Source organism: Halomonas sp. LMYGS-3, from assembly GCF_059509875.1.
Genome location: NZ_JCAKFQ010000006.1, coordinates 234249 through 249170, shown reverse-complemented (window position 1 = coordinate 249170; position 14922 = coordinate 234249). Strand labels below are relative to the sequence as shown.

The following is a 14922-nucleotide window of genomic DNA, read 5'->3' as shown; positions in this document are numbered from 1 at the left end:
AGTGAAACCGCTCAGCGCCGATGGTAGTGTGGGGTCTCCCCATGCGAGAGTAGGTCATCGTCAGGCACCTTTTCAGAAACCCCGGCCATTGGTCGGGGTTTCGTCGTTCAGGGGTCTCCCACGGAGAGTAGCGGAGCGCCGCCCGGATCATCGTCAGGCACCTCTTCAGAAACCCCGGCCATTGGTCGGGGTTTCGTCGTTCAGGGGGCTCCCACGGAGAGTAGCGGAGCGCCGCCCGAGTCATCGTCAGGCACCTCTTCAGAGAAAACCCCGGGCATTCAGTGTTCGGGGTTTTTTCGTTTCCCCTCTGATCGAGGGTGACGGTCCGGTCAGCACCCATGGATGTTGACCGGGCCGCATTACAAGATTACAGGGGGTCAGCGGCAGAGGGTCTCCAGTGTCTCGATCAGGCTGTCCATCTCGTCCTCGGTGCCGATGGAGATGCGCAGGAAATCGCGCAGTGCCTCGACATTGAAGTGGCGCACCAGGATGCCGCGCTCGCGCAGCCCGACAAACAGCTGGGCGGCGTCGAACTCGAGGTGGCGCGTCAACATGAAGTTGGTCTGCGACGGTAGCACCTCGAAGCCGAGGGCTTCCAGGCGGCGTCGCGTCCGCTCCCGGGTGGTGATCACCCTCTCGCGGCAGGCCTCGAAGTGCTCCGTGTCTTCCAGTGCCGCGATGCCGATAGCGCTGGCCAGGCTGTCGATGGGATAGGAGTTGAAGGAGTTCTTGACTCGCTCCAGCCCTTCGATCAGCTCTCGTGGCCCCACGGCATAGCCCAGGCGCAGGCCGGCCAGGCTGCGCGACTTGGAGAAGGTGCCGGTGACCAGCAGGTTGGGAAAGTGCGCAATCAGGGGGATAGCGCTCTCGCCGCCGAAATCGACATAGGCCTCGTCCACCAGCACCACCGACTCGGTGACGCGCTCGAGCAGGCCGGCAATGGCGTCGCGACCATGGCCATGGCCGGTGGGGGCATTGGGATTGGCGAAGATCACGCCGCCGCAATCGGGTCCGAAGGCATCCAGATCCACCTGCCACCGGTCGTTGAGGGCGTGGGGGCGGCGCTCGACGCCGTACAGCTTGCAGTAGACGGGATAGAAACTGTAGGTGATGTCGGGCATCGCCAGCGGCCTCTCCTGGCAGAAGAAGGCCTGGAAGGCCAGTGCCAGCACCTCGTCGGAGCCATTGCCGACAAACACCTCCTCCTCCTCGACCCCGAACTCGTGGGCGAGAGCCTGGCGCAGGGCATGGGACTCGGGGTCGGGATAGAGTCGCAGGTGGTCCGCGGGGAAGTCGCGCAGTACCGACTCGACGCCAGGCGCCGGTGGGTAGGGATTCTCGTTGGTATTCAGCTTGATCAGGCGTTCACGGGGCTGCTCGCCGGGTACATAGGGCGTCAGTTCGCGAACCACGGGGCTCCAGAACTTGCTCATGGTCACTCGCTCGGGTGGCTCGGGGTGGGTGGGTCCTGGTCATGGTGACGCGCGCGGCGTGACCACGCAAGCCACCGGCATGCTAGGCTGGTGCCCGTTTTGTGCCTCCTGAACTACCGGACTCCACCATGACCGCCCAGATCCTCGCCACCCTGCTGCCGGTGTTCCTGATCGCCGGTTGCGGAACCCTCTATGGCCGCTACCGAGCCCCTGACATTCGCGGCATGAACACCCTCAACATGGAGCTGTTCGTGCCCATGCTGGTGTTTGCCGTGCTCGCCGACGGCCAGGCGCCACTGGAGGAGTACGCCGCACTGGCGCTGGCAGGGGGTGTGGTGGTGCTGGGGTCGGGGCTGTTGCTCTGGCCGCTGGTGAAGTGGCTGAAGCTGGAGCCGAAGACTTTCCTGCCGCCGATGATGTTCAACAACTCGGGCAACATGGGGATCCCGCTGCTGCTGCTGGCCTTCGGCGAGGCGGCGCTACCGGCGGCGGTGGTGCTGTTCGTCGTCGAGATGCTGCTGCACTTCTCGGTGGGACTCTACATGCTCAGCCCGCGGACACCGCTGTGGCGCCTGCTGCGCATGCCCATCGTGCTGGCCAGCATCGCTGGCTTGGGCGTCAACCTGGGGGGAGTGCCGCTGCCGACCTGGCTGCTCGAAGCGCTGCACATGCTGGGCGGGGTCTGCATTCCGCTGCTGCTCTTCGCCCTGGGGGTGAGGATGCTGGACATCGACTTCGGTGACTGGAAGACCGGACTGCTCGGCGCGCTGCTTTGTCCGCTCTCCGGCCTCGTGCTGGCCGTGCCACTGGTGTGGTTGCTCGGCCTCGGTGGATTGCAGGCCGCGGCGCTGTGGGTCTTCGCCGCGCTGCCGCCGGCGGTCCTCAACTACCTGGTCGCCGAGCAGTATCGACAGGAACCGCACAAGGTGGCCTCGCTCGTGCTGATCGGCAACCTGGGTAGCCTGGTGGTGATGCCGGTGGTGCTTGCCGTGATCTTCGCCCATGTGCACCCGGGAGTATCCTGAGCGGGAACCAGCGGCGCCGGAGGCTGTCCGCTGATGACATGAGAGGTTATGCTGTCACCCTGGCTGCCGTGGCTCACGGCGTCATGCCCTTGTTAGGAGGACTAAAATGCAAATCAGGACCTTGCTGGCCGGCTCGGCCTTGCTCGCCCTGCTGGCTGGTTGTGCCGCGGGCCCGGCAGACGATCGCGCCGTGGCCCCCGAGATGGACGACACCGAGGTGGTCTACCAGGGCACCCTGCCGTGCCGCAACTGTGAAGGGATCGACCTCGACGTGCGGTTGAGCGGCGACGAACAGTCGGCACCGGAAGAGCGTACCTTCTCGCTCCAGGCCACCTACCGGGAGCATCCGCAGAACCCACCGGACGAGAACTACGCCGGCAATTGGGAAGTGCTCGGCGGCACTGCCGCGGACCCGGATGCCACCGTCTACGAGCTCACGCCGGATGGGGAGGGCCAGATCTACTATTTTCTGCGCGTCGACGACCAGACCCTGGAGCTGATCGACCCCCAGCGCCGTCGTTTCCAGAACAACGAGATGCTGCAGCTGCAGCGCCTGTGATTGCCTGACCAGCGACTCGGGAGGGCGGCCTGCGGGCCGCCCTCCCGCGTTAGACTGGACGTCACACGCCAATAGAGAGCACCGCATGGCCAAAGCGAAAAGCGCCTTCGTCTGCACCGAGTGCGGTGCCGAGTATCGCAAGTGGCAGGGGCAGTGCGGCAGCTGTCAGGAGTGGAACACCCTGAGCGAAGTGCACCTGTCGCCGGCACGGCCCGGTGCGGCGACGGGGGTCGGGCGTACCGGTTATGCCGGAGGCCTGTCGCGGGAAGTGGTCGATCTGGCCCACGTCGACCTCGCCGAAGTGCCGCGGTTCTCCTCGACCTTCGAGGAGTTCGATCGGGTGCTGGGCGGCGGCCTGGTGCCGGGATCGGCGGTGTTGCTGGGGGGAAACCCTGGGGCCGGCAAGTCGACCCTGCTGCTGCAGACCGCCTGCAAGCTGGCCCAGGGACGCAGCGTGCTCTACGTCACCGGTGAGGAGTCGCTTTCCCAGGTGGCGATGCGTGCCCACCGCCTGCAGTTGCCTGCCCGAGGGCTCAAGATGCTGGCCGAGACCAGTGTCGAGACGATTCTCGCCGTCGCCGAGCGCGAGCGTCCGCAGGTACTCGTGATCGACTCCATCCAGACCATGCACCTGGAGGACATCGGCTCTGCCCCGGGGGGCGTTGCCCAGGTGCGCGAATCCGCCGCGGCCCTGACGCGCTTCGCCAAGCAGTCGAACACCGTGCTGCTGCTGGTGGGCCACGTGACCAAGGACGGCACCCTGGCCGGTCCCAAGGTGCTCGAGCACATGATCGATGCCTCGCTGCTGCTCGAAGGCGGCGCCGATTCCCGTTTCCGTACCCTGCGCGGTCAGAAGAACCGCTTCGGTGCCGTCAACGAGCTGGGCGTCTTCGCCATGCTCGAGCATGGCCTCAAGGAGGTGAAGAACCCCAGCGCCATCTTCCTGTCGCGGGGGGAGGAGCAGGCATCCGGCAGCCTGGTGATGGTGGTCTGGGAGGGGACCCGGCCGATCCTCGTCGAGGTGCAGGCACTGCTCGACGACTCGGCGCTCGGCAATCCACGGCGGGTCGCCGTGGGCCTCGACCAGAACCGTCTGGCCATGCTGCTGGCGGTGCTGCATCGCCACGGAGGTCTGTTCACCGGCGACCAGGACGTCTTCCTCAACGTGGTGGGCGGGGTCAAGGTGCTGGAGACCAGCGCCGACCTCGCCGTGCTGCTGGCGGTGGTCTCCAGTCTGCAGAATCGCCCCCTCGCCCGTGAGCTGGTGGTGTTCGGCGAAGTGGGGCTCTCCGGCGAGATCCGCCCGGTGCCCAGTGGGCAGGAGCGCATCGTCGAGGCCGCCAAGCACGGCTTTACCCGGGCCATCGTGCCCCGCGCCAATGCGCCCAGGCGTGCACCCGAGGGCATGGAGGTGGTGGCGGTGGACAAGCTGGCCGAGGCCCTGGAAGTGCTGTGAGATGCGCCCCGAAGAGAGCGCCCTCATGTTGTAGAATGCCGGTAACGATTGCCGAGGAGAACGAGATGAGCGCCATCCGCCTGACTCAGTACAGCCACGGGGCTGGCTGTGGCTGCAAGATCGCCCCCGACGTACTCGACGGCATCCTGGCCAAGGCCGGGCCGGGCGCCAGTCATTCGCGATTGATCGTCGGCAACCAGGGGCGGGAGGATGCCGCCGTCTACGACCTGGGTGACGGGCGCGGCCTGATCGCCACCACCGACTTCTTCATGCCCATCGTCGATGACCCCTTCGACTTCGGACGCATCGCCGCCACCAATGCCATCAGCGACGTCTATGCCATGGGCGGCAAGCCGGTGTTGGCACTCGGTATCCTCGGCTGGCCGCTGGACAAGCTCGGGCCGGAGGTCGCTGGGGACGTGGTGGCCGGTGCCCAGGCGGTATGCCGTGAGCTGGGACTGGCGCTGGCCGGTGGACACTCCATCGACGCTCCGGAGCCGATCTTCGGGCTGGCGGTCAATGGCCTGGTGGACCTCGCCCACCTCAAGCTCAACAAGGGGGCGCAGGTCGGCGACCTGCTGTTCCTGACCAAGCCGCTGGGCGTGGGGATGCTGACCACCGCCGAGAAGCAGGGGCTGCTCGAGGCCGGCCACCAGGGGCTGGCGCGAGAGACCATGCTTGCGTCCAACGCCATCGGCATGGAACTGGCGACGGTCAAGGGGGTGAATGCCATGACCGACGTCACTGGCTTCGGCCTGGCGGGCCATCTGGGCGAAGTGTGCGCGGCCAGCGGCGTGGCCGCGAGGATCGATTTCCGCCGCCTGCCGCGGCTGGCCGCGGCCGAGGCCTATCGCCGCCAGGGGGCAGTGCCGGGTGGTACCAGGCGCAATCGCGAGGCGCTGGGCGCTTCGCTGCCGGCGATGGACGAGGCGCACTGGCAGTGGCTCTGCGACCCCCAGACCTCGGGCGGCTTGCTGCTCTCGGTGCACCCCTCCTGGGAGGATGACGTCGAGCGTATCGGCCGCGCCCACGGTATCGAGCTCGTGCCGTTCGGCGAGATCATTGCCGCCGAGAGCGAGGCGTTGATCGAGGTGCGTGGATGAGTCTGCCGCTGGTCGATCCGGACCTCGAGCTGCTGCGGGAGGGGCGTGTGCTGATCGACGTGCGCGCCCCGGTCGAGTTCGCCCAGGGGGCGCTGCCCGGTGCGGTCAATCTGCCGCTGATGGACGACGAGGAGCGCCGCCTGGTCGGCATCGAATACAAGCGGCACGGTCAGCAGGCCGCCATCGTGCTCGGCGAGCGGCTGGTGCGCGACGGGATCAAGGCGGCCAGGGTCGCCGCCTGGTGCCGGCTGCTCGAGGCCCATCCCGAGGCCGTCATCTACTGCTTCCGCGGTGGATTGCGCTCGCAGGTCGCTCAGCGGTGGCTGAGCGACGCCGGCATCGAGCGCCCGCGTATCCGTGGTGGCTGGAAGGCGATGCGCCAGGCGCTCTGCGCGCGCATCGACGCCGCCGCCGACCAACCGCTGCTGGTGGTGGGCGGGCTGACCGGCTGCGCCAAGACGGCGCTGATCCAGGCGCTTGCCAACGGGCTCGACCTGGAGGGCTGCGCCCGTCACAAGGGGTCCGCCTTCGGTCGGCACCCGTTGCCGGCCCCCTCGCAGATCGACTTCGAACACGCCATGGGGCTGCGTCTGCTGGAGCTACCGGGCCCGCTGGTCGTCGAGGACGAGTCCCGCCACATCGGTGCCGCGAACATTCCCCTCGGCTTCTGGCGGGCCATGGAGGTTGCCCCGCGGCTGCGGGTGGAGATGCCTCTGGACTGGCGCCTCGCGCAGATCCGCAAGGACTACATCGACGATCTATGGGAGGTCCATCGCCGGCAGTTCGGCGACTGGCTGGGATGGGCGCTGATGCGCAAGCAGCTCGCCGGCTCCCTGGCCCGGCTCAGGAAGCGCCTGGGAAGTGCCCGGCTGGCACGCCTGCAACGGCTGCAGGCGCTGGCCTTCCGCGAGCACGAGCGCGGCAACCGCCAGGCCCACGAGGCTTGGCTGGCTCCGCTGCTGACCGAATACTACGATCCCATGTACCGCTACCAGCTCGAGAAGCACTCGGAGCAGCGCTTCCTCCATGTGGGGGACTGGGAGAGCTGCCTCGAGGCGGCCAGGGCATGGTCGGCCGAGGCCGTGCATCCGGCGCCCGGCCAGCCGGCCTGACACCGGCACGTCTCAGGTCGGGACGCTGCGCAGCCACTGGCTGAGCACCCGGTCGAGCAGCGGGGCGAGCTGGTCGAAGCGCTTCGGTTCGTCGAGCATGGTGTCGCGTGGCTGGGTGTGGGGGCTGGTCTCGGACCCGCTGGGAGGGGCCTGGTGGTCGAGCAGCTCGGTCACGCTTTCCGGGGTCACCTCCAGGTGGCAGAGCAAGCCCACCACCCGGCCGGCGTCCCAGGCGAACCCCTGGACCGGGCTCGCCGCGCTTCCGCCCAGGGGCTGGCTGTCGCCGGGCAGCCCGAAGATCTCACGATGCCACATGAAGGCGTCGAACTGCTCCGGCAGGTCGAAGGGACTGTCGGGCGCGAGCTCGACCCGGTGCCAGCCGGTCTCGGCGCAGGTGCCCACCGAGACCACGGCGCCCAGCGCCGAGGCGATCAGCTTCGCGCCCAGGCCGATGCCCAATAGTGGCTTGTTGCCATCGAGGGCCTGCTCGATCAGCTTGCGCTCGCGACGCCGCCAGGACGGCTCGTCATCGGCGGTGCTGCCCAAGGGGCCGTCAAGCACGACCAGGGCATCGCAGTCGGCCAGCCGTGGCGGGAGCTCGCCCGCATCGAGGTGGAAGATCGTAAAGCTGTGGCCCATGCTGGTCAGCCAGTCGGCCAGCCGGGCCGGACCTTGGTAGGGGCTGTGCTGAAGCAGGTGAAGGTGCATGGAGGCCTCGCCATCGGTGGGTGGACATAGTGGAGAGAAAGAGTGGAGCGCAAGGGTACATGAAGCGGGAGCTGGAGGAACAGATCTACACCATCGTGGCGGCAATCCCGCCGGGCCGGGTGACCACCTACGGCAGCATCGCCGCGATGACCGACGGGGCCACGCCGCGCATGGTGGGGGCCGCACTGCGGCGTTTACCGGACGGGCACGGGCTGCCCTGGCATCGTGTGCTCAGCGCCTCCCGTCGGCTCGCCGATCACGCCGGGGCGAGCACGCAGCGTGAGTTGCTGGTTGCGGAGGGCGTGGCCTTCGACGTGGGGGGGCGGGTCGCCGCCGAGCGCCTCTGGCCCTGAGCCCACCGCCCCGATTCGAACATGAGACAACCCATCAGCGAGGAGACTCCATGCGCCAGGCGTCGGGCAGCTTCCACCTGCGACTGCAGCGGCTCGAACCGCGTCGCCAGCAGGCCTTCATGGCCGCGCTGTGTGAACGGCTGCTGCCCAACTACTTCTTCTACTATCAGGGGCTCGATACGGCAACCGCGGAGCGTGGCAACCCCGCGAGCCTGAGGGCGGTCCTCGACCTGGTGTGGGAGCAGCTCACGGTGAAGGAGGCACGCATCGACTTCGAGCGCCAGGCCGAGAAGCTGGCCGAGCTGGAGCCACCGGCCGACGATGACAGTTTCGGGGCCCGCCGGGCACTGGAGGCGGTGGTGGCGCTCTCGGCGTTGCTCGACACCCTGCGTGGCGAGGCCCCCGAGGCGGTGCTCGAAGTCAGCCGGGCCTCGAAGGGGGGCGTGCGCGCCTATATCGAGCTCACCGAGGGTGAGGAGGATGCCGGGCGGCTGGCCGAGCTGGTACGCGAGCATCCGCTGATGGCCGACGAGAACGACTTCCAGGACGCGGTGCTGGAGGCGGTCGAGGGTCGGCTCGACCGCGAGGCGCTCAAGGCGCTGCGCCGCCTGGGGCGCAACGACGGGGTCAGTAATCTGGGCCTGTCGCTGGATTAGCGAAGACTCCTAGAAGCGCACGCCGGCGGTCACCATCAAGCCAGCCGTGCCGAACAGGATCAGGTCCGACTCGACGCGCCCCCACTGCATGCCGACGCTGGGCAGTGCCGCCGGGGCGATCCCGTAACGGTTGAAGGGAATCTTGTCGCGATACTCCCCCTTGTAGCCGCGGAGCAGCCCGCCGGTGAGCTTGGCACGGAAGGTCAGGTTATTGCTGGGCTGCCAGAAGGGAAACTCGCGACCCACGTACCAGTACCAGGAGGGCTGGTCGAAGGAGTTCTTGAACCAGGCGGTACCGGCCAGCCAGCGCTGTGGATTGTGCAGCTCGAGGCTGACCAGGTCCTGCTGATTGGTATGCTCCGGATCGGGGCTGTGGTGGCGTGTGTAGAGACTGCTCTGCACCAGTACGTGATCGAGCTCCAGGGCCGGTGGCCAGATCGGCGCTTCCTCGGCAGCGGCCTGGCCCGTGACTGCCAGCAGCAGGAGCATGGCCAGGCCCGTGACGGCGCCCGCCATCGCCTTCCATGGTGATTGCATCGTGTCCAGTTCTCCCGGATGCCTGTCAGAGGCGCATCTCGATACCGCGTTCGGCCATGTAACGTTTGGCCTCGGGGATGGTGTATTCGCCGAAGTGGAAGATGCTGGCGGCGAGCACCGCGTCGGCGCCACCCTCGAGCACGCCCTCGACCAGGTGGTCGAGGTTGCCGACGCCCCCTGACGCGATCACCGGCACGGTTACCGCGTCAGCGATGGCGCGGGTCACGCCCAGATCGAAGCCGGCCTTGGTGCCGTCACGGTCCATGCTGGTGAGCAGCAGCTCCCCGGCGCCGTAGTCGACCATCTTCCTGGCCCACGCCACGGCATCGAGTCCGGTGGGGCGTCGCCCGCCGTGGGTGAAGATCTCCCAGCGCAGTGGCTCGCCCTCCCCGGAGACCCGCTTCGCGTCGATGGCCACCACGATGCACTGGCTGCCGAAGCGCTCGGCGGCCTCGCGCACGAAGTCGGGGTTGTTCACCGCGGCGGTATTGATCGATACCTTGTCCGCTCCCGCATTGAGCATGGTGCGGATGTCGTCGCAGGTGCGAATGCCGCCGCCCACGGTCAGCGGGATGAAGACCTCGCCGGCGATGTGCCCGACCATCTCCACCGTGGTGTCACGGTCCTCGTGGCTCGCCGTGATGTCGAGGAAGGTGATCTCGTCGGCGCCCTGCTGGTTGTAGCGCTGGGCGATCTCCACCGGATCGCCGGCGTCACGGATGCCGATGAAGTTGACGCCCTTGACCACGCGGCCGGCGTCCACATCGAGGCAGGGAATGATGCGTTTGGCCAGTCCCATGATTCAGCTCCCGGCTCGCTTGAGCCCTGCAGTGAGTTCGTCGCACAGTCGCTGGCCCTCGGCCACGTCCAGCGAGCCCTCGTAGATGGCACGGCCGGTGATGGCGCCGAGAATGCCGGGCTCGCCGGCGGCAACCAGCGCGCGCAGGTCGTCGAGATCGGTCACGCCCCCCGAGGCGATCACCGGCAGGCCGCCCTCGCGGGCGAGCTGGGCGGTGGCCTCGACGTTGACGCCGGACATCATGCCGTCGCGGGCGATGTCGGTGTAGACGATGCTGGAGACGCCATCGTCGGCGAAGCGCTTGGCCAGGTCGGTGGCCTTCGCCGAGGAGACCTCGGCCCAGCCGTCGGTGGCCACATAGCCGTCACGGGCGTCGAGGCCGACGATCACGTGGCCGGGGAAGGCGCGGCACATCTCGCCGACGAAGTCGGGCTCCTTCACCGCCTTGGTGCCGATGATCACATAGGACACCCCGGCGGTCAGATAGTGCTCGATGGTCTGGGCGCTGCGGATCCCGCCGCCGATCTGGATCGGCAGCTCCGGCCAGGCGCGTGCGATGGCGGTGACCGCCTCACCATTGACCGGTGCGCCCTCGAAGGCGCCGTTGAGGTCGACCAGGTGGAGGCGGCGTGCGCCGGCCTCGACCCAGCGGGCGGCCATGGCCACGGGGTCGTCGCCGTAGGTGGTGGCGTCATCCATCCGGCCCTGCTTGAGGCGGACGCACTTGCCATCCTTGAGATCGATGGCGGGAATTACCAGCATGTCAGTGTCCTCGGTTGGCGCGGTATCGGGCGCCTGTAACAGAGTGGCGCGGTATCGGGCACCTTGTAAAAAGCGGCGTGGGTCGGGCGCCCAGTCGTCGGTGGTCCGGCGCTGTTCTGTGACGCTCAGGGCTCCCACTGGACGAAGTTCTCGAGCAGCCTGAGCCCGGCCCGCGAACTCTTCTCGGGGTGGAACTGCACGGCGAAGGTGGCGTCGCGACCGATGGCCACATGAGCGCTGACCCGACCATAGTCGGTGGTGCCGAACACCGTGGCGTCATCTGTTGCCTCGACGTAGTAGCTGTGCACGAAATAGAAGTGCTCGTCCTGGTCGATGCCGGCCCACAGGGAGTGATCGTGGTGCTGGTGCACCAGGTTCCAGCCCATGTGGGGGACCTTGAGGCGCTGCCCGAGGTCGTCACGCATGTCGGTGGGGAAGCGCCTTACCTCACCGGGCAGGAACCCCAGGCAGTCGACGCCGTTGTTCTCTTCGCTGTGATCGAGCAGCATCTGCTGGCCGACACAGATGCCCAGCAGTGGCTTGGCCTGCTGGGCGAGCAGCTCTTCCACCAGACCGCGCAGTTCGGTGCGCTCGAGCTCGCCCATGCAGTCGCGAATGGCCCCCTGGCCCGGCAGCACCAGACGGGTGGCACCGCGGATGCAGCGGGCGTCACGGGTCACGATCACGTGCTCATGGGTGACGTGCTCGAGTGCCTTGGCGACGGAATGCAGGTTGCCCATTCCGTAGTCGATGACGGCAATGGTCATGGCGCGCTCCTCGTGTGATCGCGGAAGGGTTCAGAGGCAGCCCTTGGTGGAGGGCATCTGGCCGGCCATGCGTGGGTCCGGCTCGACGGCCATGCGCAGTGCGCGACCGAAGGCCTTGAAGATGGTTTCCGCCTGGTGGTGGGCGTTGAAGCCCTTGAGGTTGTCGATGTGCAGGGTGACCCGGGCATGGTTGACGAACCCCTGGAAGAACTCCCAGAACAGTTGGGTATCGAGGCGGCCGATGGCGGCGCGGGTGAACTCGACATCCATGAATAGCCCCGGGCGGCCGGAGAAGTCTATCACGACCCGCGACAGGGCCTCGTCCAGCGGCACATAGGCATGGCCATAGCGGTGGATGCCGCGCTTGTCGCCGATCGCCTGATCGAAGGCCTGGCCCAGGGTGATGCCGAGATCCTCGACGGTATGGTGGTCGTCGATGTGCAGGTCGCCGGTCGCCTCGATGTCCAGATCGATCAAGCCGTGGCGCGCCACCTGGTCGAGCATGTGGTCGAGGAAGGGCACGCCGGTCTCGCAGGTCAGGCGACCCTCGCCGTCGAGATTGACGGTGACGGTGATCTGGGTCTCCCGGGTGTCGCGGGTGACCGTGGCGATACGCTCGGACATGTAGGGTCTCCAGCGCCTGGGCGCATATCGATAGTGGCCGGTGTCGCCACCGGGCCGTGAAGCGACTGGCGAATGCACTGCTGTGACTGTCGCCGCGAGCCTGCCATTATAGAGAATCGCCCCCCCCATCCGCTACAATGCGCCCAATTCAGCGGTGGCGAGCCTCGCCACCCCGGCTCAGGGAGATCCAAGCATGCCGGTGACACTCCATCCCGTCGACCGGGCCGCCTGGGAAGCGGATGCCCAGGCGCGGTCCGATCTCGCCCGTATCTATGCCGATGCCCCCGCCGAGCGCCTGCCGCTTCCCGTGGACGATTTCATTCGCGAGCACCTGGCGGCCGACCACTTCTTCTTCTGCGCCCGCTTCAATGACCGCCTGCTCGGTGCCGTGGCGGTGGAGGACGACGGCGAGGCCTGGTGGCTGTCGCACTGCTGCGTGCGCAAGACTACCCGTCGGCGTGGAGTGGGATCGCGGCTGCTGGCGCTGGTCGGTGAGTCGGCCCTGGTCGAGGGGCGCAAGCTGCGTGCCCCCTCGTCACAGCTGCCGGTAGCCGACCAGATGCTGCTCGCCCGACTCGGCTACCGGCTGACCCCGGCCGGCGACTATTTCGAACTCAACCTTCTCGGACGGGGAGACGAGCAATGAAGCGGCTGTTGCGGACCCTGCTGGCGGCCATCGGCATCCTCGCGCTGGTGGTGGTGGGGGCAGTGGTCTACGTCACTACCTTCTTCGACCCCGATGACCTCAAGCCGCGGCTGATCGAGGTGGTGCGCGAGCAGAGTGGCCTCGAGCTGTCGCTGGAGGGGCCACTGACCTGGTCGTTCTACCCGCGGCTGGGGGTGAGCGTCGAGAAGGCCGAGGCCTGGCTGCCCGAGCAGGATATCGAGGAGGAGGCCTCCTTCGCTGCTTTCAGCCGTGCTGAGGTGAGCCTCTCCTTCGCCCCCCTGCTGCGTGGCGAGATCGCCATCGATGGCCTGACCCTCGACGGGATGCGACTCAACCTGGAGCGCGACGAGGCGGGGCGTGGCAACTGGGAGGTGCTGCTCGAGCGCCTTGCCGAACGCCGCGAAGCCGCCGAGGGGGCGCTGGCCCCGGCCAGTGCCGGCCTCAGCCCCGACGGTGCCGATGGCGTCGGTTTGAGCGTGGCGCTGAACATCGCCAGCGTGCAGCTACGTGACGGCGAGATCCGCTTCCGCGATCTCTCGACAGGCCAGGAGGTACTGCTCGAGGGGGTCGGCATCACCGGCAGTAACGTCAACCCCAACCGCCCCTTCTCGCTCAGGGCGACCTTCCGACTCGCCACGCATGATGAGCTGGACTGGCACGAGCGGGAGCTGCCGGCCCGGCTGGCCAGCGATGTCTCCCTCGAGAGCCGGGTCAGCCTGGGCCTGGCCGACGGTCGCTATGTGCTGGAGGGAGTAGCGCTGAATACCACCAGTCGCCTGGCCGGCATCGAAGGAGAACAGAAGGTCAACCTGCAGAGTCGCGAGCTGGTGGTCGACGTCGAGACGCAGCGCCTGCGTCTGGATGAGGGCAACCTCGATGCCAGTCTGCTGCACCCGAGCCTGGGCGAGAAGACCTTGCCGCTGTCGCTGGCCTTCAAGCTGGACGCCGATCTGAGCGAGCAGGCCGCCCAACTGCGAGAGCTGGAGCTGACCGGCGAGGATGGCCTGCGGCTCAGCGGCAACCTTAACCTGAGCGGACTGGGCGCGGGTCCCGCCTACAGTGGTCAACTGCGTCTGGCACCGTTGTCGCTGCGTCCCTGGCTCACCCGGCTGGACATGATGCCCACGATGGCCAGCGACTCGGCGCTCTCCGACGTGGCCCTGACCAGTCCGGTGCAGGGCAATCTGGAACGCCTCGAGCTGGCCGGCCTGACCCTGGTGCTGGACGGCAGCACCTTCACCGGGCGCCTGGCCGCCGGACTCGATGGCCGGCTGCTCGGCTTCGACCTGCAGGGTGACCGTCTGGACCTGGATGCCTACCTGCCCCCGGCGGAACCGACTGCCGAGAGTGCTTCCCGCCGTGGCCTGCCGGGCATCGAACGGGCCCATGCCGACGACCCCGGCACCCTGGTGCCGGCCGAGTGGCTGGCACAGCTCGCCCTCGACGGCCAACTCAGCCTCGGGGAGCTGCGCCTGATGGGACTCGACTTCAGCGATGTGAATCTCGAGCTGGCCGGTGGGGACGGCCGGCTGCGTCTGCGTTCCTTCGAATCCGGTTTCCACGAGGGCACCCTGGCGGCCAGTGGCGAGCTCGGGCTGCGTGACGAGCCGTTGAGTTGGGCGCTGTCGCCGCGACTCTCCCGGGTGCGCATCGACTCCCTGCTGGAGGCGCTCGGCGAGGACCCGGCACCACTGCGCGGGCGGTTCAGCAGTGAAGGCGAGCTGACCTCCCGCGGCAATACCTGGCCGCAGCTCAAGCGTCACCTCAGCGGCCCTCTCGCGGCACGCATCGAGGAGGGCGCCATTCTCGAGGTCAACGTCTCCCGCGAGTTGTGTACCGCGGTGGCCGCCCTGGAAGGCGAGGAGATCACGCGCGACTGGCACCCCGACACCCGCTTCGACCGCGCCGAGGCCACCTTCGAGCTGCGCGACGGTACCGTCCATAGCGACGACCTGCGGGTCACCATCCCCGGCATCGAGATGGGCGGCAGTGGGCAGCTCGACCTGGTCAGCGAGCGGTTCGACCTGCGTGCCGCCGCGCGCTTCGTGGACACCGCCGACGCCGCCTGCCGCGTCAATCCCCGGCTCGAGCGGGTGCCCTTCCCGGTACGCTGCGAGGGCAGCCTGGGCGACGACAGCGGCGAGTGGTGCCGCTTCGATCGCGACGCCTTTCGGGGCGCCGCCGCCGAGCTGCTGCGCGGCGAGGTCAGCCGCCGCGCCGGTGAGGAGGTCGAGCGGCGACTCGAGGGCGCCATCGAGGATCTCGACGAGCGCCTCGGCGAAGGTGCGGGCGAGGAACTTCGTGACGCCCTGCGTGGTCTGTTCAACTGAGTATCAAGCAAGTCAGTCCCTGCGCCGGCCC

General features: G+C 67.9%; 16 protein-coding genes. 9 read left to right on the top strand and 7 right to left on the bottom strand.

Annotation, left to right across the window (positions count from 1 at the left end; all coding sequences use genetic code 11):
• Positions 1–377 precede the first annotated feature (377 nt).
• A complete protein-coding gene (hisC, locus tag AC5W54_RS08370) occupies positions 378–1433 on the bottom strand; it encodes a histidinol-phosphate transaminase (protein WP_495961612.1) in 1056 nt (351 codons plus the stop codon).
• Between the two features lie 128 nt (positions 1434–1561).
• On the opposite strand from hisC, the gene AC5W54_RS08365 reads away from it, so the two are divergent.
• The 5 genes from AC5W54_RS08365 (at position 1562) to mnmH (ending at position 6688) form a co-directional block, all read left to right on the top strand.
• On the top strand, positions 1562–2458 hold the full coding sequence (locus tag AC5W54_RS08365; RefSeq protein WP_495961611.1) for an AEC family transporter: 897 nt from the start codon (positions 1562–1564) through the stop codon (positions 2456–2458).
• 106 nt (positions 2459–2564) lie between these two features.
• Complete coding sequence (locus AC5W54_RS08360; RefSeq protein ID WP_495961610.1) at positions 2565–3017, top strand: copper resistance protein NlpE N-terminal domain-containing protein; 453 nt, start codon at positions 2565–2567, stop codon at positions 3015–3017.
• Between the two features lie 85 nt (positions 3018–3102).
• A complete protein-coding gene (gene radA / locus AC5W54_RS08355; RefSeq protein ID WP_495961609.1) occupies positions 3103–4473 on the top strand; it encodes a DNA repair protein RadA in 1371 nt (456 codons plus the stop codon).
• Between the two features lie 65 nt (positions 4474–4538).
• Positions 4539–5576: a selenide, water dikinase SelD gene (gene selD, locus AC5W54_RS08350; RefSeq protein WP_495961608.1), complete on the top strand. Its 1038-nt coding sequence runs from the start codon at positions 4539–4541 to the stop codon at positions 5574–5576.
• The gene (mnmH, locus tag AC5W54_RS08345) at positions 5573–6688 is read left to right on the top strand and encodes a tRNA 2-selenouridine(34) synthase MnmH (RefSeq protein WP_495961607.1); all 1116 of its coding nucleotides are present in this window, start codon (positions 5573–5575) and stop codon (positions 6686–6688) included. The genes selD and mnmH overlap by 4 nt, the downstream gene beginning before the upstream one ends.
• A 12-nt stretch (positions 6689–6700) precedes the next feature.
• On the opposite strand, the gene AC5W54_RS08340 is transcribed toward mnmH, so the two are convergent.
• Complete coding sequence (locus AC5W54_RS08340; protein ID WP_495961606.1) at positions 6701–7396, bottom strand: type 1 glutamine amidotransferase; 696 nt, start codon at positions 7394–7396, stop codon at positions 6701–6703.
• A 59-nt stretch (positions 7397–7455) separates the two neighbouring features.
• On the opposite strand from AC5W54_RS08340, the gene AC5W54_RS08335 reads away from it, so the two are divergent.
• Both AC5W54_RS08335 and AC5W54_RS08330 read left to right on the top strand, forming a co-directional pair.
• Complete coding sequence (locus AC5W54_RS08335; protein ID WP_495961617.1) at positions 7456–7749, top strand: MGMT family protein; 294 nt, start codon at positions 7456–7458, stop codon at positions 7747–7749.
• Between the two features lie 50 nt (positions 7750–7799).
• Positions 7800–8405, top strand: a complete 606-nt coding sequence (locus AC5W54_RS08330; RefSeq protein ID WP_495961605.1) for a YjaG family protein — start codon at positions 7800–7802, stop codon at positions 8403–8405.
• Between the two features lie 9 nt (positions 8406–8414).
• On the opposite strand, the gene AC5W54_RS08325 is transcribed toward AC5W54_RS08330, so the two are convergent.
• From AC5W54_RS08325 to hisB, 5 genes are all read right to left on the bottom strand, one after another.
• Positions 8415–8942 (bottom strand): hypothetical protein, encoded by a 528-nt coding sequence (locus AC5W54_RS08325; protein ID WP_495961604.1) that lies wholly within the window; start codon positions 8940–8942, stop codon positions 8415–8417.
• Between the two features lie 25 nt (positions 8943–8967).
• Positions 8968–9741 carry an imidazole glycerol phosphate synthase subunit HisF gene (hisF, locus tag AC5W54_RS08320; RefSeq protein WP_495961603.1) on the bottom strand — a complete coding sequence of 258 codons (774 nt, stop codon included), beginning with the start codon at positions 9739–9741 and terminating at the stop codon, positions 8968–8970.
• Positions 9742–9744: 3 nt separating this feature from the next.
• Positions 9745–10503: a 1-(5-phosphoribosyl)-5-[(5-phosphoribosylamino)methylideneamino]imidazole-4-carboxamide isomerase gene (gene hisA / locus AC5W54_RS08315; RefSeq protein ID WP_495961602.1), complete on the bottom strand. Its 759-nt coding sequence runs from the start codon at positions 10501–10503 to the stop codon at positions 9745–9747.
• A 125-nt stretch (positions 10504–10628) separates the two neighbouring features.
• Positions 10629–11270, bottom strand: coding sequence for an imidazole glycerol phosphate synthase subunit HisH (gene hisH, locus AC5W54_RS08310; RefSeq protein ID WP_495961601.1), 642 nt, complete (start codon positions 11268–11270; stop codon positions 10629–10631).
• Between the two features lie 30 nt (positions 11271–11300).
• Entirely contained in the window at positions 11301–11894 is a 594-nt protein-coding gene (gene hisB, locus AC5W54_RS08305) for an imidazoleglycerol-phosphate dehydratase HisB (protein WP_495961600.1), read from the bottom strand.
• Between the two features lie 193 nt (positions 11895–12087).
• On the opposite strand from hisB, the gene AC5W54_RS08300 reads away from it, so the two are divergent.
• Positions 12088–12540, top strand: coding sequence for an acetyl-CoA sensor PanZ family protein (locus AC5W54_RS08300; protein WP_495961599.1), 453 nt, complete (start codon positions 12088–12090; stop codon positions 12538–12540).
• Complete coding sequence (locus AC5W54_RS08295) at positions 12537–14891, top strand: AsmA family protein (RefSeq protein WP_495961598.1); 2355 nt, start codon at positions 12537–12539, stop codon at positions 14889–14891. Before AC5W54_RS08300 ends, AC5W54_RS08295 begins: the two co-directional genes overlap by 4 nt.
• Positions 14892–14922: the final 31 nt, after the last annotated feature.

Coding starts and splice junctions, on each gene's coding strand:
- hisC (WP_495961612.1), bottom strand. CDS start 1,433: ATGAGCAAGTTCTGGAGCCCCGTGGTTCGCGAACTGACGCCCTATGTA.
- AC5W54_RS08365 (WP_495961611.1), top strand. CDS start 1,562: ATGACCGCCCAGATCCTCGCCACCCTGCTGCCGGTGTTCCTGATCGCC.
- AC5W54_RS08360 (WP_495961610.1), top strand. CDS start 2,565: ATGCAAATCAGGACCTTGCTGGCCGGCTCGGCCTTGCTCGCCCTGCTG.
- radA (WP_495961609.1), top strand. CDS start 3,103: ATGGCCAAAGCGAAAAGCGCCTTCGTCTGCACCGAGTGCGGTGCCGAG.
- selD (WP_495961608.1), top strand. CDS start 4,539: ATGAGCGCCATCCGCCTGACTCAGTACAGCCACGGGGCTGGCTGTGGC.
- mnmH (WP_495961607.1), top strand. CDS start 5,573: ATGAGTCTGCCGCTGGTCGATCCGGACCTCGAGCTGCTGCGGGAGGGG.
- AC5W54_RS08340 (WP_495961606.1), bottom strand. CDS start 7,396: ATGCACCTTCACCTGCTTCAGCACAGCCCCTACCAAGGTCCGGCCCGG.
- AC5W54_RS08335 (WP_495961617.1), top strand. CDS start 7,456: ATGAAGCGGGAGCTGGAGGAACAGATCTACACCATCGTGGCGGCAATC.
- AC5W54_RS08330 (WP_495961605.1), top strand. CDS start 7,800: ATGCGCCAGGCGTCGGGCAGCTTCCACCTGCGACTGCAGCGGCTCGAA.
- AC5W54_RS08325 (WP_495961604.1), bottom strand. CDS start 8,942: ATGCAATCACCATGGAAGGCGATGGCGGGCGCCGTCACGGGCCTGGCC.
- hisF (WP_495961603.1), bottom strand. CDS start 9,741: ATGGGACTGGCCAAACGCATCATTCCCTGCCTCGATGTGGACGCCGGC.
- hisA (WP_495961602.1), bottom strand. CDS start 10,503: ATGCTGGTAATTCCCGCCATCGATCTCAAGGATGGCAAGTGCGTCCGC.
- hisH (WP_495961601.1), bottom strand. CDS start 11,270: ATGACCATTGCCGTCATCGACTACGGAATGGGCAACCTGCATTCCGTC.
- hisB (WP_495961600.1), bottom strand. CDS start 11,894: ATGTCCGAGCGTATCGCCACGGTCACCCGCGACACCCGGGAGACCCAG.
- AC5W54_RS08300 (WP_495961599.1), top strand. CDS start 12,088: ATGCCGGTGACACTCCATCCCGTCGACCGGGCCGCCTGGGAAGCGGAT.
- AC5W54_RS08295 (WP_495961598.1), top strand. CDS start 12,537: ATGAAGCGGCTGTTGCGGACCCTGCTGGCGGCCATCGGCATCCTCGCG.